The sequence below is a fragment of the Proteiniborus sp. DW1 genome (assembly GCF_900095305.1).
Classification (GTDB): Bacteria; Bacillota; Clostridia; order Tissierellales; family Proteiniboraceae; genus Proteiniborus.
This window is the reverse complement of sequence record NZ_FMDO01000055.1, coordinates 1-18972: the sequence shown is the minus strand read 5'-3', so window position 1 is coordinate 18972 and position 18972 is coordinate 1. Positions and strand designations below refer to the sequence as shown.

Genomic DNA, 18972 nt, shown 5'->3' with positions numbered 1-18972 from the left:
TATTGACCGTCATTGATAAGGGAGGATTTTATATGAAAAACAATGTAAGGGAAGTATTAGTTTCACACGATGATATTCAGAAAAAAGTTAAAGAAATGGGACAAAAGATTACAAAAGATTATACTGGTAAGGACTTAATGCTCGTTGGTGTATTAAAAGGAGCATTTATGTTTTTAGGAGATCTTGCGAAAAATATTGAGATACCTCTTACTATAGACTTTATGGCTGTTTCTAGCTATGGAAATTCTACAGAATCTTCTGGTGTAGTGAGAATTCTTAAGGATTTAGAGGGAAGTATAGAAGGCAAGGATATATTACTAGTAGAAGACATTATTGATACTGGACTCACTCTAAACTACCTTGTTAATAATTTAAAGTCTAGAGGAGCTAATAGCGTAAAAATCTGTACTCTTCTTGATAAACCAGAGAGAAGATTAGTTGATCTAGAATTAGCATATAAAGGATTCGATATACCTGATGAATTTGTTGTAGGTTATGGAATAGATTTTGCAGAAGGTTACAGAAATCTTCCAGACGTATGTGTTTTAAAGGAAGAAGCATATCGTCATATACTTGAAAAATAAAATTTGACCATTATTGTCTTTTTATTATTGCTATGTTAGAATATAGTGATAATATTAACATCTGAGTTCGAAGGGAGGACTATTTTTGAAAAAATATTTTCGAGGTATAAGCTTTTATTTGCTTATATTTATCATACTAGTATTTGCAGTTCAGCTGTTGACGAAAAATGTTGAAGAAGCAAAGCAAATGGATTTTATCACATTGGTTAAGGAAATAGAAAACGATAATGTTGAAAGCATTGTGATAGTTCAAAATGAAAATACTGTAAAAGGTAGGCTTAAGGATAATACAACATTTTCCTTAACATTACCTTTTGATGCAAATACATTTTATGAGCAACACTTGAGAGACGCTATGGATGAGGACAAGATTCAAAGTATAACTGGAGAACCCCAACCACAGACTCCAATCTTTTTATCAGCTCTCCCAACTATATTTATGATTCTTGTATTTGTTGTGTTTTGGTTTGTATTTATGCAACAATCACAGGGTGGTGGAAACCGTGTAATGTCATTTGGTAAAAGTAGAGCTAAAATGCATAAGGATGAAGGTAAGAAAATTACTTTTGCCGATGTTGCAGGACTACAAGAAGAAAAAGAAGAGCTTAAGGAAATAGTTGATTTTCTTAAGAGCCCTAGAAAATATATTGAGTTAGGAGCTAGAATTCCTAAAGGAGTTCTAATGGTAGGCCCTCCAGGAACAGGAAAGACCTATTTAACAAAGGCTGTAGCTGGAGAAGCTGGAGTGCCATTCTTTAGTATAAGTGGTTCTGACTTCGTTGAAATGTTTGTAGGTGTAGGTGCTTCACGTGTAAGAGATTTATTTGAACAGGCTAAGAAAAACTCTCCTTGTATTGTTTTTATAGATGAGATTGATGCAGTGGGAAGAAGAAGAGGGGCAGGTCTTGGCGGAGGTCATGATGAAAGAGAGCAAACCTTAAATCAACTACTAGTAGAGATGGATGGATTTGGAGAAAATGAAGGTATAATCATGATAGCTGCTACAAATAGGCCTGATATCCTAGATCCAGCATTACTTAGACCTGGTAGATTCGATAGACAGGTATATGTTGGAGTTCCAGATATTAAAGGTAGAGAGGAAATCCTAAAGATTCATACTAGAGGCAAGCCACTAGCAGATGACGTAGACTTAAAGGTTGTGGCTAGAAGAACTCCTGGTTTTACACCAGCAGACTTAGAAAATTTAGTAAATGAGGCTGCACTACTTACAGCTAGACAAAATCTTAATAAAATACCAATGTCTATAATTGAAGAAGCATCAACTAAAGTAGTAGCTGGACCAGAGAAGAAGAGTCGAGTCATTAGTGAAAAAGAAAGAAAGCTTACGGCATATCATGAGGCAGGTCATGCAGTGGCTGCAAGACTTCTTCCAGGGTCAGATCCGGTTCATATGGTTACTATAATTCCTAGAGGAAGAGCTGGAGGATTTACAATGTATCTTCCAGAAGAAGATAGAAACTATGCAACAAAGACTGAGATGGAGCTTAGATTAGTTCACATGCTAGGCGGAAGAGTTGCGGAGCAGTTAGTGCTAGGAGATATAAGTACTGGTGCACAAAACGACTTAGATAGAGTGACTAAGATAGCTAGAAACATGGTAACTCACTATGGAATGAGTGAGAGTCTTGGACCTATGACATATGGTTCTGATGATGACGAAGTGTTCATAGGCAGAGATTTAGCAAGAAGTAGAAATTATAGTGAGGAAGTAGCTGCGGCTATAGACAAGGAAATGAGAAGAATTATAGATAATGCTTATAGTCAAGCAGAAACACTTCTAAAAGAAAATATAGATAAACTTCATAAAGTAGCAGAAGCACTACTAGAAAAAGAAACTCTAGATGCAAAAGAATTCGAAGCACTATTTGCAGAAGAGCAATAAAAGATAGAAGGCATAACAAGCCTTCTTTTTTTATGACCTAACCCGATTTTCCAAACGCTTTTCTTATGACCTAATCCAATTTTCTAACGGTGTTTGTTATATGTTTGTTAAATAACTATGATTAATACATAAGAATTAAGCGAATTTTTGTTTACAAGTTCTATTAAATGGTGTTATAAAATATACACAAGAGAAACTATAAAAAAGCTCAAATTTCAAACATTATGTTAAAATCCCTTGTTTAAACCAACCAATGACATATTCATACAATACGAAACAGAATTTTGACAAGTAATAGGACAATTTCCCGGGCAATGATTAAAATTGTAGATTTATCTCTAACTATGATTGAAAAAGCCAAGAAAAAATAATCAAATATGTCGGAAGTCATAAAGGAATAAAGATATTTTTATAGAATAATCTTTATAATGAAACATTTACTTCACAGCATTTAATATTATGAAATTAATATTGCAAAAACATGCTACATATAATAGTCTATATTTAGATGCATATATGTAAAATTGAAGCGTTAACTGCTAGTTTGACATAGTTTTAAGTTTGATTTTACAATGGGTAGATGTAAACGCTTTCACAATCGTTACATTTTACAGACTATTCAGAATGTAACAGAAATAGGAAACAAATTATAGATTAGGGGGAATAAGATGTTTGACAATGAGAGCTTAAAGGAGATTAAAAAAACAAGAAGTGAATGGGAAGAAACTCAACTAAAGAAAACATTGGCTAAGTTTCCTGAAAGAAAAGAAAAATTCACTACTGTTTCTGGTGAGGTAGTAAATCCGCTCTATACTCCTGAAGACGTAGAAGGACTGGACTATAATGAGGATATTGGATATCCAGGTCAATATCCTTTTACAAGGGGAGTTCAGCCCACCATGTATAGAGGAAAGCTTTGGACTATGAGAATGTATGCTGGATTTGCTACAGCAGAAGAATCTAACAACAGATATAAGTACTTACTTGAACAAGGTCAAACAGGTCTTAGCGTAGCTTTTGATTTGCCTACACAAATTGGTTATGATTCAGATCATCCACTAGCAGAGGGAGAAGTAGGAAAGGTTGGTGTTGCCATAGATTCATTGGAAGATATGGAAACACTTTTTGATGGTATTCCTCTTGACAAAGTGAGTACTTCCATGACAATTAATGCACCTGCTTCAGTTTTGCTTGCTATGTATATAGCAGTAGCAGAGAAACAAGGTGTCACGCCTGACAAGTTAAGAGGAACTATTCAAAACGACATACTAAAAGAATATATAGCACGAGGAACATATATTTTCCCAGTGGAACCATCTATGAGACTAATAACAAATATATTTGAATACTGCTCAAAGTTTGTACCAAAGTGGAATACAATAAGTATTTCAGGATATCACATTAGAGAGGCAGGCTGTACTGCAGCTCAGGAAGTAGGATTTACACTTGCTGATGGCATAGCTTATGTAGAAGCAGCCATAAAAGCAGGACTTGATGTAGATGATTTTGCACCTAGGTTATCATTTTTCTTTAATGCTCACAATGACTTATTAGAAGAGGTGTCAAAATACAGGGCTGCCAGAAGGCTTTGGGCAAAAATAATGAAAGAAAGATTTAATGCAAAAAATCCTAAATCAATGATGTTAAAATTTCATACACAAACCGGAGGTTCTACACTTACTGCACAGCAGCCTGATAACAACATTGTACGTGTTGCTATTCAAACATTAGCTGCAGTACTCGGTGGAACACAATCCTTACACACTAATTCAAGGGATGAGGCTCTTGCTCTCCCAACTGAAGATTCAGTTAGAATAGCCCTTAGAACTCAACAGATAGTAGCATATGAAAGTGGAGTTACAGATACCATTGACCCTCTAGCAGGTTCATATTATATAGAAGCTAAAACTGATGAAATAGAAGATAAGGCAATGGAATATATTAAAAAGATAGATGAGCTTGGAGGAGCACCAAGAGCTATAGATATGGGATATATCCAACAAGAAATAATGGATGCGGCATATAAATATCAAAAAGAAGTAGAAACAGGTGAAAGAATAGTAGTTGGCATGAATAAATTCCAAATAGAAGAAGAAGCACCGAAGGGGCTTTTAAGAGTAGACCCTGCTGTAGGTGTTCTTCAAAAACAGAAAATTGCTAACTTAAAAGCGAAAAGAGACAATGGACTTGTTAAGGAAAGGCTAGAGGCTTTAAGAAGTGCTTGTGAAGGTGACGCAAATGTTATGCCATATATTCTTGACTCAGTTAAGGCTTATGCGACCTTAGGAGAAATTTGCGGAGTGATGAGAGAAGTTTTTGGTGAGTATCAGCAATCTGTAATTATATAAAACACAAATCTTTAGAATTGGTGTAAAGGGAGGAAAACTAAGTGAACAGTAGACCAATAAGAGTTTTAATTGCAAAGCCGGGACTGGACGGACATGATAGAGGTGCAAAAGTAATCGCTAGAGCTTTAAGGGATGCAGGTATGGAAGTCATATATACGGGGCTTAGGCAAACCCCTGAGCAAATAGTATCTGCTGCCATACAAGAGGATGTGGATGTAGTAGCTATGAGTATACTATCAGGAGCTCATAACCACTTGCTTCCTAGAGTAGTAGAATTGCTTAAACAAGAAGGTGCAGATGACATGCTTGTTTTAGGTGGTGGAGTAATACCAGACGAAGATATTCCAGGACTTAAGGAAGCGGGGATAAAGGAAATCTTCACTCCAGGAACACCTACAACAGCAGTTATCGATTATATAAATGAAAACGTGAACAGACAATAGTGTATTCAGGCGGTGTTAATATTGGAATATATAGAAAAGCTTCTAAATGGAGATAAGAGAACTTGTGCTCGACTAATTTCCATAGCAGAAAATAATGAAGAAGAAGCGAAAAATATTATTAAAAACATATATAAATATACGGGGAAAGCTCACGTTATAGGTATTACAGGTCCTCCAGGTGGTGGAAAGAGCACCCTTACTGATAAACTTACAAAAGAGCTTAGAAAAAAAGGCAAAACAGTAGGTATAGTGGCTATAGACCCTACAAGTCCATTTTCTGGGGGAGCTATACTTGGTGACCGAATTAGAATGCAGGATTTAGCTACTGACCCAGGGGTATTTATTAGGAGTATGGGGACTAGAGGACACTTAGGGGGATTATCAAAGGCTACCCAAAGTGCAGTGAAGATATTGGACGTTTATGGAGCTGACTACATCATTATAGAAACTGTAGGGGTAGGTCAATCAGAGATAGATATAGTTAAAAATGCAGACACTATTGTTATGGTAATGGTGCCAGGTCTTGGAGATGACATTCAGGCTATTAAAGCTGGAGTAATGGAAATAGGGGATATATTCGCGATAAATAAAAGCGACTTAGATGGAGCGTCTAGAACTGCTGCAGAAGTGAAAGCAATGCTTGATATGGGGCCTAAAAAAGACAGAAGACCACCTATAGTACAGGTTGTAGCTAGCTTAAATAAAGGAATAGATCTTTTATTAGATGAAATTATGGACCATATGGAATATCTAAGATCTTCAGGAGAGCTTAATAAAAGGAGAGAAGACAACATTAGAATGGAAATTATAAAGCTAGTGGAAACAGAAATTATGAAAATTGTACTGCATAAATCCCAAACAGATCATATATTAGAAAAGGTAACTGCTGAAGTGGCAAATAGAAAGATAGATCCATTTAGTGCATGTGAATCTATAATGAAATTATTTTCAAATAATTAATAGTGATTTGAGGAGGGAAAAGTATGGTAAAGAAAGTAGATCATATAGGTATTGCTGTTAGCAATCTTGATGATGCTTTAGAGTTTTATGAGAAAGTATTAGGCATGAGTCTTCAAGGTATAGAGATAGTTGAAGAACAAAAAGTTAAGGTGGCATTCCTTCCAATAGGAGATACAGAAATAGAATTATTAGAATCAACTGATAAAGAAGGACCTATTGCTAAGTTTATTGAGAAAAAAGGTGAAGGAATACAGCATATTGCATATAGAGTTGACGATATAGAAAAAGCACTAGAAGAAATGAGACAAAAAGGTATTAGGCTAATAGACGAAAAACCTAGATATGGAGCTGGGGGAGCTAAGATTGCTTTCCTACATCCGAAAAGCACAAAAGGTGTATTAGTAGAACTTTGCCAAAGGGATTAATAAATTCTAAATATAATATGATTGCGTAGTCAATCAACGTAAGGAGGGTCTTTTAATGGCAAATAGCAAGTTAGAACAGCTACGTTTAGCTAAAGAAAAGCTAGCCGAAGGTGGGGGTAAGGACAGAATTGCAAAACAACATGAAAAAGGAAAGTTAACAGCTAGAGAAAGATTAAATCTATTATTTGATGAGGGAAGCTTCGTAGAAATAGACGCATTTGTAGAACATAGGTGCACTAATTTTGGCATGGAAAAAACAAAGGCACCTGGAGAAGGTGTGGTATCAGGTTACGGTACAGTAAATGGAAGACTTGTTTATGCATTTGCTCAAGATTTTACTGTAATAGGTGGCTCTTTAGGAGAAATGCATGCTGCAAAGATTTGCAAGGTACAAGACATGGCTCTTAAAATGGGAGCTCCATTAGTAGGAATAAATGATTCTGGTGGAGCCAGAATCCAAGAGGGTGTAGATGCGCTAGCAGGCTATGGAAATATATTCTATAGAAATACAATAGCATCAGGAGTTATACCACAAATATCTGTAATTATGGGACCTTGTGCAGGAGGAGCAGTATATTCACCAGCACTTACTGACTTTATATTCATGACAGATAAAACAAGTATGATGTTTATTACTGGACCACAAGTAATAAAGACAGTAACAGGAGAAAATGTTACTCAAGAAGAATTAGGTGGAGCTATGACTCATAACAGAACAAGTGGGGTAGCTCACTTTATAGATGCAACAGAACAAGAAACAATTGAAAGAGTGAAACTGCTTTTAAGTTACTTACCATCAAATAACTTAGAAGATGCACCAGTATTTAATACAGGTGATGACTTAAATAGACTAGAAGAAAAGCTAAATGATATTATTCCAGATAATCCAAATAAACCGTATGATATGAAAGAAATAATATTAGCATTAGCAGATAATGGAGACTTTCTAGAAGTACAACCATATTATGCACAAAACATACTAACAGGCTTCATAAGATTAAACGGAAAATCAGTAGGAGTAATAGCTAGTCAACCAAAGGTACTAGCAGGCTGTTTAGATATAAATGCTTCTGATAAGGCAGCAAGATTCATAAGAACATGTGATGCATTTAACATCCCATTATTAACCTTAGTAGACGTGCCAGGATTCTTGCCAGGAACGGATCAGGAATACGGCGGAATAATTAGACATGGTGCAAAAATGCTTTATGCATACAGTGAAGCAACAGTGCCAAAAGTTACAGTTATAACAAGAAAGGCATATGGGGGAGCATATATTGCTATGTGCAGTAGACATCTTAATGCAGATATAGTTTTAGGATGGCCAACAGCTGAAATAGCAGTTATGGGACCAGAAGGGGCAGCTAATATAATATTTAAAAACGATATAGAAAAAGCAGAAGATCCAGCGACTATGAGAGCTGAGAAAATAAAAGAATATAGAGACACAGTATCAAACCCATATATAGCAGCAGCAAGAGGTTATATAGACGATGTTATAGAGCCTTCTACAACAAGACAAAGAATAATAAGTGCATTTGATATGCTTGCAAGTAAAAGACAAAGCTTGCCACCAAAAAAACATGGCAATATGCCATTGTAAAGAGGTGAATTAAATGTTTTTTGGAGATAATATCACGATAGGCGACTCACTGATAATTACATTATTTAGTATGCTATTAGTATTTGCTGTTTTAATTATATTATCGTTTACAATAGATGGTTTTAGGCTACTTTCACATAGACAAGGAAAAAATACCGAGAATGCAGGAAAACCTAAAGACATAATAGCTGAAGCAAATAAACAAGCAGTCAGTCATGTTGCAGAGAATACACCTAGTCAGCAAGATGAATTAGAGCTAGTTGCAGTAATAACAGCAAGTATAGCAGCTATGCTATCAAAGCCAGCAAGTAGCATAGTGGTTAGAAACATAGTAAGAGTACCACAAACTACACCAGTATGGAGTAGTGCATCAAGACAGGAAATGATAAATAAATAATTATATACAAAACAAAATATCAAAAAAGGATATTAAGGAGGCATTATAATGAAAAAATTTATAGTAAATGTGAACGGAAAAAGCTATGAAGTTGAGGTAGAAGAAGTAGAAGGTTCAACACAACCAGCTATATCTAATCCTACACCTGTTGTACAACAGGCACAGCCTAAAGCTGCACCAACACCAGCTCCAGCGGTTCCAGCAGCAACACCAAAAGTAGAAGCTAAACCAGCTCAAGCAGTACCACAAGGAGCAGAAGTAGTAGAAGCACCAATGCCAGGAACTATATTAGATATAAAAGTAAATCAAGGAGATACAGTTAAGAAGGGACAAGTATTGTTAATATTAGAAGCAATGAAAATGGAAAACGAAATAATGTCACCTAGAGATGGTAAGGTAACAGCAATAAACACATCTAAGGGGTCATCAGTTAATTTAGGAGATCCATTAGTTTCGCTTGAATAGGGATAAAACTAGTCCGAAAGAGAGGTTTTCTAGATGTTTTTAGATATAATAAAAGGTTTCTGGGAAAGCACAGGCTTTGCAAGTCTGACATCGGGTCATTTGATAATGATTGGAATATCACTAGTATTACTTTACCTAGCAATCAAAAAAGGCTTTGAGCCATTGCTATTAGTACCAATAGCATTTGGAATGTTATTAGCAAACTTGCCATTAGGTGGACTTAATGCAGAGCCTATTGTAGAGATAGTGAGGGATCCTAATACAGGTGAATTAGTTTCGCAAACTAAACAGCTAGGAGGATTATTATACTATTTATACCAAGGAGTTAAACTAGGGATATACCCTCCTCTAATATTTTTAGGAGTAGGAGCAATGACAGACTTTGGACCATTGATTGCAAATCCTAGAAGTATATTATTAGGAGCTGCAGCGCAGTTTGGAATATTTTTTACATTTGTTGGGGCAACAATGTTAGGTTTTACAGGGCCAGAAGCAGCATCCATTGGAATTATAGGTGGAGCAGATGGACCAACAGCACTATTTCTTACAAGTCAATTAGCAGATCATTTACTTGGGCCAATAGCTGTAGCAGCTTATTCGTATATGGCATTAGTTCCAATTATACAGCCACCAATAATGAGAGCTTTGACTACTAAGAAGGAAAGAGCTGTGAAGATGGAACAATTAAGACCAGTTTCCAAAACAGAGAGAATATTATTCCCTATAGTAGTAACGATACTAGTTATACTGATTCTTCCATCAGCAGCACCTTTAATAGGTTTCTTAATGTTAGGGAATCTTTTAAGAGAATGTGGAGTTGTTGATAGACTTTCAAAAACAGCACAAAATGAGCTGATGAATATAGTAGTAATATTTCTAGGAGTAACAGTAGGAGCTACAGCAACAGCAGAAGCGTTCTGGAACTTAGGAACATTAAAAATAATAGCACTAGGGCTTATAGCATTCTCAATTGGAACAGCAACAGGTGTAGTATTTGGTAAGATAATGTATAAATTATCAGGAGGCAAGGTTAACCCACTAATAGGAGCAGCAGGAGTATCAGCAGTACCTATGGCAGCAAGAGTGGCACAGAAAGTTGGACAAGAAGAAAATCCATCAAACTTCCTACTAATGCATGCAATGGGTCCAAACGTAGCGGGAGTTATAGGATCAGCAGTAGCAGCAGGAGCACTATTAATGTTCTTTGGAGGCTAATGTTTAGGGGCGCCCAATGGGCGTCCTAAATTATTTTTTGAGTAGCTAGCAGTTTTATTATAAGATTATTTATTATAAAATATAGAAAATACCATAACTAAGGAAGGAGGTTCTGAGTTGAAAGAAAAGGTACTAAAACTATTAAAAAAGCATAAAGATGAGTTCGTCTCTGGACAAGAGATAAGTGAACAATTAGAAGTAAGCAGAACTGCTATTTGGAAATATATCAATGCATTAAAAGAAGAAGGATATGAAATAAAATCAGTATCTAGAAAAGGGTATATGCTTATTTCCACACCAGATATTCTTAATTATGAAGAGGTATCTGAGTATTTGTATACTCACTATATCGGTAAAGAGATTTTCTATTTTGATTCAATAGATTCTACTAATGTAAAGGCTAAGGAACTAGCGATTAATGATGGAACAGATGGAGTGGTGGTTATAGCTGAGGAACAGACTAAAGGTCGTGGTAGGCTTGGAAGAAGTTGGGTTTCTCCTAATAAAAAGGGTATATGGATGTCTATTATCCTTAAACCTCAAATAGATCCACAGGATGCGGTGAAGATTACACAGGTGACAGCTGCTGCTATATGGAAGGCAATGAAGCAAATAGGAGTAAGCCCCCAGATAAAGTGGCCTAATGATATAGTTATTAATGGCAAAAAAGTCTGTGGTATATTGACTGAAATGAGTGGTGAACTAAATAGGTTAAATCATCTAGTAGTAGGTATTGGGATCAATGCTAATACCAATATAGGCGAATTCCCAGAAGAGATAAGAGATAAAGCTACTTCATTAAAGGTAGAAGTTGGTCAAGATGTTGACAGAAAAAAACTAGTTGGTCTTATATTAAATAATTTTGAAGACTTGTATAATAAACTGGTTGAAGATAGAAGTATAGAGGAAGCAATTAGAATCTGTAAAGAAAACTCTGCTATCCTAGGAAAGGATGTTAGAATAATTATAAAGGGAGAAGAAAAAGAGGCTAAGGCAATAGACATTAATGCAGAGGGAGAGTTAATAGTTCAAGATAAGAGTGGTAGTATATCTAAAATTATTTCAGGAGAAGTATCAGTTAGAGGATTATATGGATATATTTAAAATATGAAAAAACTGATATAATATTGCGTATATATACAAAAGTTGTTAAAATTAAATTGTAATATAGCCAATATCCAATGGAATTGGACTATATTACTGTAAATAAAAATATATTAATTCGACTGGTATCCTTTAAGGAACTAGAGCGGGAGGCGATTTTATGTCAAATGTTTATGCAAAATCATCTTTTAATGTCAGAAAGATGACTATTGTTGGGGTGCTTGGTGCTATCTCAGCAGTGCTAGGGATGACCCCCATAGGGTTTATTCCAGTAGGACCTACAAGTGCAACTATAATGCATATACCAGTTATTATAGGGGCTATAGTAGAAGGTCCCATAGTAGGTATGCTTGTTGGACTAATATTTGGTATTTTTAGCTTAATAAGAGCTATTACTACACCAACAATCATATCCCCTGTATTTTACAATCCATTAGTATCTATATTACCAAGGGTGCTTATAGGATTGGTGTCTTATTACACATTTGTAGCTGTTAAAAAAATGAATAAAAAAACTTCCACAATTATCTTAATCAGTATTTGGATAGGAATATTATCTTATCTATCCCTTGCATTTGTAAAAAATATTGGAGCATACTCATCAGGAGGTATAGGTACAGGAAGCTTGGTGTTTAGTGGAGCTTTAGTGCTTTTCACTTTATTCATTGGGTGGCTGTCCTATAAAAAACTTAATCATAATGCTTTAGATATAATGATAGGCACTATAATGGGAACCCTAACCAATACTGTAGGTGTTCTAGGAATGATTTACCTATTATATGGTAGATGGTTTGTGGAAAAGCTTGGAGGAGATCCTGACTCAGTAGGAAAAGTAATTATGGGAATAGGTATAGCTAACGGAATACCTGAAATTATAATTGCTGTCATAATAGTTACAAGTGTAATACTAGGAATGAGAAAACAATCTAAACTAAAATAATTTATATAGATTATGAACTATATACTACAAAGTAGGTGTTGAAATGATTTTAGTATGTGACGTAGGAAATACAAATGCAGTGCTTGGAGTCTTTCAAGGCGAAAGGTTGCTTAAAGACTGGAGAATTTCAACTGATAAGGATAAGACTTCAGATGAATATGGGATTATTTTAGACCAGTTATTTAGATATAATGAGCTAAATATAGACGATGTGGAGGGGGTCATAATATCATCTGTTGTCCCTAATCTAATGCACACACTACAAGCTATGAGTATAAAGTACCTAAATAAAGAAGCTTTAATAGTAGGGCCTGGAATAAAAACTGGTATAAATATTAAATATGATAATCCTAGAGAAGTGGGAGCAGATAGAATAGTAAATGCAGTTGCAGCATATGAAAAATATGGTGGTCCGTTGATTATAGTTGACTTCGGGACAGCTACAACCTTTTGCGCCATATCCAAGGACGGAGAGTACGAAGGAGGCACTATAGCTCCTGGCATAATAATATCAAGTGAAGCATTGTTTCAAAAAACTGCAAAACTTCCTAAAATAGAGATAGCAAAACCAGAAAAAATAATTAATAAAAACACAGTAAATAGCTTGCAGTCTGGAATAACATATGGCTATGTAGGATTAGTAGATTATATAGTCAAGAGAATGAAGTCAGAAATGGATGGAGAAGTAAAGGAAGTAATAGCAACGGGAGGACTATCAAGCTTAATTGCGAGCGAGTCAGAAACCATAACTAAAATAGACAAGTTACTTACTCTAGAAGGATTAAGAATAATATACGAAAAAAACAAGTAGCCTTGGCTACTTGTTTTTTGTCGGTAATATCAGTACCACTAAAGCAAAAATTTTGTTAATTTCAGCATAGATCAAATACAATGAGAAATAAGTTTTTATTATGAGACTGAATATTGAGAATCAAGGTATTATTTGGGTTATACTATAGGAGTAAAAATCAAATAAAAGACATGTAGAATTTATTAATTCTGTGCTTGTTAAGGAGAGTGAACAAATGAAGATAGGCAGTATAGAAATAAAAGGCAGAGTATTTTTAGCTCCTATGGCAGGAGTTTCAGATGTGGTTTATAGAGTTATATGCAAGGAGATGGGAGCAGGGCTTACATATAGTGAAATGGTAAGTGCAAAGGGGCTTTATTATAAAGATAAAAAAACAGAAGAACTTATGATAATAGATGAAAGAGAAAGGCCTTCAGTAGTACAGATATTCGGGTCTGATGTAGAAGTTATGAAAAGTGTTACATATGATTATTTAAACAAAAGAGATGATATAGATATTATTGACATCAATATGGGGTGTCCAACTCCTAAAATAGTTAAAAACGGAGATGGAAGCGCACTTATGAAAGAGCCTAAGAAAATTGGAGAAATTGTAAAAGGTATTACATCAGTGTCTATTAAGCCAGTTACAGTAAAAATTAGAGCTGGATGGGATGATTCAAATATAAATGCAGTTGAGGTAGCTAAAATTATAGAAGACAACGGAGCCAGTGCAATAGCAATCCATGGTAGAACTAGAGAACAGTTTTATTCTGGTAAGGCTGATTGGAGTATAATAAAAAAAGTAAAAGAAGCTATTACAATACCCATTATAGGAAATGGGGATATTTGTTCGCCTGAAGATGGGCTTAGAATGATTGAAGAGACAAACTGTGATGCCATAATGATAGGAAGGGGGAGTAGAGGAAACCCTTGGATATTTAAGAGAACAGTGGCTTTATTAGAAGAAGGAATTAACCTTCCCTTGCCTTCGCAAACGGAACGAATAGATATGTGTCTAAAGCACTTAAGAGCATTATGCAATCTGAGAGGAGAAAGAATAGGAGTTAAAGAGATGAGAAAGCATATTGCGTGGTATATTAAGGGTATGAGGGATTCATCAGAGGTGAAAAATAAAATAAATTCAATAACAGATAGAGAACAGATGGAGAACGAGCTTATAAAATATAGAGAATTAATAAATGAAAACTGATAAGGGGAGATATTGGGATGAAAAGAGTAGTTAGTATTAGTATAGGTTCTTCTAAAAGGAATCACAGAGTAGAGACTAGTATGCTAGGAGAGGATATAATTATTGAAAGGATAGGAACAGACGGGGATAAGAAGAAAGCAATACAGCTTATTAAAGAGCTGGATGGTAAAGTAGATGCATTTGGACTAGGTGGGATAGATATTTATTTAAGGTGTAAAGATAAAAGATACATAATAAAGGACTCAATTCCACTAAAACAAGCTGCGACAATAACACCAGTTTTAGATGGAACTTTTTTGAAAGACACACTAGAAAGAAGAATAATAAGACTCATAAATGATGAACATATTGTAAACTTAAAAAATAAAAAGGTTCTGATTACATCTGCACTAGATAGATATGGTATGGCAGCAGCTTTTGAAGAACATGGCAGCATTATCACATACGGAGATATAATATTTGCCTTAGGAATACCTTTAAGGATAAAGTCATATAATACCTTATACAATATCGCAAGGGTTGCTGCTCCAATGCTACTAAAGTTACCATTTGACATGCTATATCCTACTGGAAAAAGTCAAGAGACTGATGATTCTAACAACAAGTTTAACAAATTTTTCCACGAGGCCGATGTTATAGCTGGAGATTATCTATATATAAAAAAACACATGCCAGATACTATGGAAGGGAAAATAATAATTACAAACACCATTACACCTAGCGATATTGAAGAATTATCAAAAAGAGGAGTTGAGCTTTTAGTTACTACCACACCTGAGCTAAATGGAAGATCTTTTGGTACAAATGTAATGGAAGCAGTGATAGTAGCTCTATCTGGAAGAAATCCTGAAAACATGGGAAGCAAGGATTTTGACCAAATGTTAGACAAACTAGGATTTAGACCTAGAATAGAATATCTTAAGGGGAGAAATAATATTTTGAATAATTCAATATTGAAAGGGGATAGGAGGGTGTCAGGGTAATTTTATATATGTTTTAGAGCCAGATGCTTACATGAACTATTTAAAAAAAGGAATGCTAAAACACATATCTGATAAGATTTTTTTAGCCTTTCATAAGAGAATAAAGCCTAGAATAGTATGCAATTTTGTAAAAGAAAAAGGTATAACTTGTGGAAGTGCAGCTGGAATATTTGTAACATATAAAAATCTATCAAAGTCAGACTATATATCACAGCTTATTAACTCAATTAATACAATAAAAACAGAAAACACAAAAAGCTTGATAACAGAAAAAATTCATACACTTTCACAGGAAGATATAAAGGATATAGAAGACAATTGTGGACTAAAGGTTCTAAATGGCAGAAGTGAGATTGTAGACCATATTCCATATTTACTAAGAGAAATGTGCAGATTAAGAAAAAGACAATTGAATGAAAAAGAAATAATAATAATTAGTGATAATACAGTGTTAACTAAAAAGTTAACAGTAAATATGGCAAGATATTTGAGGTTTTTGACTATTATGAGCAGGGATATGACTTTCGTTGAAAAGCTAGAAAAAGAAGTTTTAAGTGAAACAGGGCTCTCACTTCAAACCATGGGAAAATTAGATAGAACAGTTCAGAATTTTGATATAATTATAAACATGACTTCAGATGTGAGTTTGGATACCTATAATATTAAGAGAGGTGCAATTATAATAGATATTAGTATAGGAAGAGTACTTAAAAAAGTAAATAATAACAGGAAGGATTTAATAATAATTACAGATTTATTATTTGCCAATAATGGAATATTAAAAAGTAATCCTGAAGTTTTTTCTTTTGACAATAAAATTCCTTCCTATATATATGAAGGAATAAAAACACAAGATAATATTAATCCAGTAGCTATAAGGGTCAATAATAAGGACTATAGTATTAAGGAACTAGTAGATACTTATTATGGTAAAAGCCGAAATAGTTCTGTGTTTCTATTAAAGTAAATATATGTACTATATACTCTTGACAATGAATGATTACTAAATTATAATAGTCATCATAAATAAAGGGTAGGCACTGTAAGAAACTTACGGTGCTTCTTGTTTAGCATGGATCGAAATACGTTATATGGCGGTTTGTAGAATAATTCATTGAAATAAATATATAACTTATACAATATACGTATTAATTTAAAGGTTTTTTATATTACTAATCTTTTATAAAGGAGAGAGGGAAATGACAGAGAGAGAGATCTTTTTAACAGCTGAGGGGCTAAAAAAGATAGAAGAAGAATATGATGAGCTGAGAACAGTAAGAAGAAAAGAAGTAGCCGATAGAATAAAACAAGCATTAGCTTTTGGAGATATAAGTGAGAACTCAGAATATGATGAAGCTAAAAATGAACAAGCTCGTTTAGAGGAACGTATTGCAAAGCTTGAAAGAACATTAAGAAATGCTAGAGTAATAGATGATGAGGATATATCTGCAGAAGTAGTTAGCATAGGTTCAAGAGTAACTGTTAAAGACATTGAGTTTGACGAAGAAATACAATATACTATAGTTGGATCAGCTGAGGCAGACCCATATGAAGAAAAGATTTCTAATGAATCACCAGTAGGAAGAGCCTTGATTGGAAGGAAAGCTGGTGATATAGTAGAAGTACAAGTTCCAGATGGAGTGATAAAGTACGAAATAGTGTCTATTAGTAGATAACTATTGTACTAGGAGTTTACTAGGAGGCGGTCAAATGATTAATGAGGAAAATAACCTTAGTGAATTACTACTTATTAGACGAGAGAAACTAAAGCATCTAAGAGAAATTGGAAAAGACCCATTTCTAATAGAAAAGTATAATGTAACAGACTATAGTAGCAGAATTAAAGAAAACTTTGAGGAAATGGAAGGAAAAGAAGTATCTATAGCTGGAAGGATTATGACTAAAAGAGGTCATGGTAAGGCTAGTTTTGCAGATGTTCAAGACAGTCAAGGAAGGATACAAGTATTTGTTAAGGTGGATGTAGTAGGACAGGAAGAATATGAGTTGTTTAGTACCTATGATATAGGGGATATAGTAGGTGTAGAAGGAGAAGTTTTTAAGACTAAAACAGGAGAAATCTCTATAAAAGCTAAAAAAATCACTCTATTGTCAAAATCTCTTCAGATTCTGCCTGAAAAGTTTCACGGTTTAAAGGACCCTGACTTAAGATATAGACAAAGATATGTTGACTTAATAATGAATCCAGAAGTTAAGCAAACATTCATAAAAAGAAATAAAATTATAAAAGCTATAAGAAGATTTTTAGACGAGAGAGGATATTTGGAGGTAGAAACACCTATACTCACTACAGTTGCTGGAGGAGCGGCTGCTAGACCATTCCTTACTCATCACAATACTCTAGATTTAGATATGCAATTAAGAATAGCTAATGAGCTTTATCTAAAAAGACTTATAGTAGGTGGATTTGACAAGGTTTATGAGATGGGAAAAATGTTTAGAAACGAAGGTATATCCATCAAACATAACCCAGAATTTACAAATATAGAGTTATATTCTGCATATGAAGACTACGAGGATATGATGAGAATTACAGAAGAGCTTGTTGCATATTGTGCTGAAGAAGTGAATGGCTCTACTTTAGTAGAATATCAAGGAACAGAAATAGACTTCAAACCGCCTTGGAGAAGAGCATCAATGCATGACCTAGTTAAAGAAAAAACTGGTGTGGATTTTTATGGTCTAGAAAGTGATGAAGAGGCTAGAAAGGTTGCAAAGGAGCAGTTGCATTTAGAAGTCGAAGGGCATATGACAAAGGGACATCTTGTTAATTTAGCATTTGAAGAGTTCTGTGAAAAAGACTTAGTACAGCCAACCTTTGTATTACATCATCCTGTGGAGGTTTCACCACTAGCTAAGAGGAATCCATACAATCCTTTAATTACAAATAGATTTGAGGCCTTTGTAAATACTTGGGAGATTGCTAATGCTTTCTCTGAATTAAATGACCCAATAGATCAAAAACAAAGATTTGAAGAACAGCTTAAACAACGTGAATCAGGTGACGAAGAGGCTCACCCAATGGATGAAGACTTTGTCAACGCTTTAGAAGTAGGGCTTCCACCTACAGGTGGATTAGGAATAGGTGTAGATAGATTAATAATGCTACTTACTAATTCAGCATCTATTAGAGACATAATACTATTCCCTACGATGAAGCCAATAGAGAAATAAGAGTATTTTTAGTCACTATCATACTAACAATGAAACAATATAATTATGGATATTCAAACACATATGATATTGCAGATACATCATATGTGTTTGTTTTTTATAACGAGCATGAAAGTTCTACTTTCAGGCTATTATATAAAAATAAGAGAAACTTTAGTTAATGAGTTTTAATATAGGTTTTCTTAGTTTATAATATTTCGATAGAAACTTTTCATTATGAAATTCCTAGTTGACACAATACAAATATTGTGTTAAGATTAAAATCTAACTCAAGAAAGTATAAAAAATAAGAAGCAAAAAAACATGTTGACTAATACTTTAATATGTGTTATAGTAAATAAGTCGTCACCAAACGACAAGAAAAAATAAAAACAAAAAAACTTAAAAAACTATTGACAAGCAGATTT

General features: G+C 34.4%; 19 protein-coding genes. All 19 read left to right on the top strand.

Annotated features, from left to right (window positions below; all coding sequences use genetic code 11):
• Positions 1–32: 32 nt before the first annotated feature.
• The 19 genes from hpt (at position 33) to DW1_RS15955 (ending at position 18726) form a co-directional block, all read left to right on the top strand.
• Entirely contained in the window at positions 33–584 is a 552-nt protein-coding gene (gene hpt, locus DW1_RS13195) for a hypoxanthine phosphoribosyltransferase (protein WP_074351192.1), read from the top strand.
• 85 nt (positions 585–669) lie between these two features.
• Positions 670–2487 (top strand): ATP-dependent zinc metalloprotease FtsH, encoded by a 1818-nt coding sequence (gene ftsH, locus DW1_RS13190; RefSeq protein ID WP_074351190.1) that lies wholly within the window; start codon positions 670–672, stop codon positions 2485–2487.
• A gap of 668 nt (positions 2488–3155) precedes the next feature.
• Complete coding sequence (locus DW1_RS13185) at positions 3156–4835, top strand: acyl-CoA mutase large subunit family protein (RefSeq protein WP_074351188.1); 1680 nt, start codon at positions 3156–3158, stop codon at positions 4833–4835.
• 41 nt (positions 4836–4876) lie between these two features.
• Positions 4877–5278: a cobalamin B12-binding domain-containing protein gene (locus DW1_RS13180; RefSeq protein ID WP_074351186.1), complete on the top strand. Its 402-nt coding sequence runs from the start codon at positions 4877–4879 to the stop codon at positions 5276–5278.
• 12 nt (positions 5279–5290) lie between these two features.
• The gene (gene meaB / locus DW1_RS13175; RefSeq protein ID WP_347499812.1) at positions 5291–6238 is read left to right on the top strand and encodes a methylmalonyl Co-A mutase-associated GTPase MeaB; all 948 of its coding nucleotides are present in this window, start codon (positions 5291–5293) and stop codon (positions 6236–6238) included.
• A gap of 23 nt (positions 6239–6261) precedes the next feature.
• Positions 6262–6663 (top strand): methylmalonyl-CoA epimerase, encoded by a 402-nt coding sequence (gene mce, locus DW1_RS13170; protein ID WP_074351182.1) that lies wholly within the window; start codon positions 6262–6264, stop codon positions 6661–6663.
• A gap of 55 nt (positions 6664–6718) precedes the next feature.
• Positions 6719–8266 carry an acyl-CoA carboxylase subunit beta gene (locus DW1_RS13165; protein WP_074351180.1) on the top strand — a complete coding sequence of 516 codons (1548 nt, stop codon included), beginning with the start codon at positions 6719–6721 and terminating at the stop codon, positions 8264–8266.
• 13 nt (positions 8267–8279) lie between these two features.
• The gene (locus tag DW1_RS13160; protein WP_083605682.1) at positions 8280–8663 is read left to right on the top strand and encodes an OadG family protein; all 384 of its coding nucleotides are present in this window, start codon (positions 8280–8282) and stop codon (positions 8661–8663) included.
• A 48-nt stretch (positions 8664–8711) separates the two neighbouring features.
• Positions 8712–9128, top strand: a complete 417-nt coding sequence (locus tag DW1_RS13155; RefSeq protein WP_074351178.1) for a biotin/lipoyl-containing protein — start codon at positions 8712–8714, stop codon at positions 9126–9128.
• Between the two features lie 33 nt (positions 9129–9161).
• Entirely contained in the window at positions 9162–10343 is a 1182-nt protein-coding gene (locus DW1_RS13150) for a sodium ion-translocating decarboxylase subunit beta (RefSeq protein ID WP_074351176.1), read from the top strand.
• A 117-nt stretch (positions 10344–10460) separates the two neighbouring features.
• A complete protein-coding gene (locus tag DW1_RS13145; RefSeq protein WP_074351174.1) occupies positions 10461–11447 on the top strand; it encodes a biotin--[acetyl-CoA-carboxylase] ligase in 987 nt (328 codons plus the stop codon).
• 160 nt (positions 11448–11607) lie between these two features.
• Positions 11608–12387: an ECF transporter S component gene (locus tag DW1_RS13140; protein WP_074351172.1), complete on the top strand. Its 780-nt coding sequence runs from the start codon at positions 11608–11610 to the stop codon at positions 12385–12387.
• Between the two features lie 43 nt (positions 12388–12430).
• Complete coding sequence (locus tag DW1_RS13135; RefSeq protein ID WP_074351170.1) at positions 12431–13198, top strand: type III pantothenate kinase; 768 nt, start codon at positions 12431–12433, stop codon at positions 13196–13198.
• 214 nt (positions 13199–13412) lie between these two features.
• Positions 13413–14390, top strand: a complete 978-nt coding sequence (dusB, locus tag DW1_RS13130) for a tRNA dihydrouridine synthase DusB (protein WP_074351169.1) — start codon at positions 13413–13415, stop codon at positions 14388–14390.
• A gap of 17 nt (positions 14391–14407) precedes the next feature.
• On the top strand, positions 14408–15373 hold the full coding sequence (locus tag DW1_RS13125; protein WP_074351167.1) for a quinate 5-dehydrogenase: 966 nt from the start codon (positions 14408–14410) through the stop codon (positions 15371–15373).
• A gap of 31 nt (positions 15374–15404) precedes the next feature.
• A complete protein-coding gene (locus tag DW1_RS13120) occupies positions 15405–16340 on the top strand; it encodes a hypothetical protein (protein WP_074351165.1) in 936 nt (311 codons plus the stop codon).
• A gap of 232 nt (positions 16341–16572) precedes the next feature.
• Positions 16573–17049, top strand: coding sequence for a transcription elongation factor GreA (greA, locus tag DW1_RS13115; RefSeq protein ID WP_074351163.1), 477 nt, complete (start codon positions 16573–16575; stop codon positions 17047–17049).
• A 34-nt stretch (positions 17050–17083) separates the two neighbouring features.
• Positions 17084–18565, top strand: coding sequence for a lysine--tRNA ligase (gene lysS, locus DW1_RS13110; RefSeq protein ID WP_074351161.1), 1482 nt, complete (start codon positions 17084–17086; stop codon positions 18563–18565).
• 29 nt (positions 18566–18594) lie between these two features.
• A complete protein-coding gene (locus DW1_RS15955; RefSeq protein ID WP_278335763.1) occupies positions 18595–18726 on the top strand; it encodes a hypothetical protein in 132 nt (43 codons plus the stop codon).
• The last annotated feature ends 246 nt before the right edge of the window (positions 18727–18972 follow it).

Coding starts and splice junctions, on each gene's coding strand:
- DW1_RS13120 (WP_074351165.1), top strand. CDS start 15,405: ATGAACTATTTAAAAAAAGGAATGCTAAAACACATATCTGATAAGATT.
- lysS (WP_074351161.1), top strand. CDS start 17,084: ATGATTAATGAGGAAAATAACCTTAGTGAATTACTACTTATTAGACGA.
- hpt (WP_074351192.1), top strand. CDS start 33: ATGAAAAACAATGTAAGGGAAGTATTAGTTTCACACGATGATATTCAG.
- dusB (WP_074351169.1), top strand. CDS start 13,413: ATGAAGATAGGCAGTATAGAAATAAAAGGCAGAGTATTTTTAGCTCCT.
- DW1_RS13125 (WP_074351167.1), top strand. CDS start 14,408: ATGAAAAGAGTAGTTAGTATTAGTATAGGTTCTTCTAAAAGGAATCAC.
- DW1_RS13165 (WP_074351180.1), top strand. CDS start 6,719: ATGGCAAATAGCAAGTTAGAACAGCTACGTTTAGCTAAAGAAAAGCTA.
- mce (WP_074351182.1), top strand. CDS start 6,262: ATGGTAAAGAAAGTAGATCATATAGGTATTGCTGTTAGCAATCTTGAT.
- DW1_RS13140 (WP_074351172.1), top strand. CDS start 11,608: ATGTCAAATGTTTATGCAAAATCATCTTTTAATGTCAGAAAGATGACT.
- DW1_RS13150 (WP_074351176.1), top strand. CDS start 9,162: ATGTTTTTAGATATAATAAAAGGTTTCTGGGAAAGCACAGGCTTTGCA.
- DW1_RS13160 (WP_083605682.1), top strand. CDS start 8,280: ATGTTTTTTGGAGATAATATCACGATAGGCGACTCACTGATAATTACA.
- DW1_RS13135 (WP_074351170.1), top strand. CDS start 12,431: ATGATTTTAGTATGTGACGTAGGAAATACAAATGCAGTGCTTGGAGTC.
- greA (WP_074351163.1), top strand. CDS start 16,573: ATGACAGAGAGAGAGATCTTTTTAACAGCTGAGGGGCTAAAAAAGATA.
- DW1_RS13185 (WP_074351188.1), top strand. CDS start 3,156: ATGTTTGACAATGAGAGCTTAAAGGAGATTAAAAAAACAAGAAGTGAA.
- DW1_RS13155 (WP_074351178.1), top strand. CDS start 8,712: ATGAAAAAATTTATAGTAAATGTGAACGGAAAAAGCTATGAAGTTGAG.
- DW1_RS15955 (WP_278335763.1), top strand. CDS start 18,595: ATGAAACAATATAATTATGGATATTCAAACACATATGATATTGCAGAT.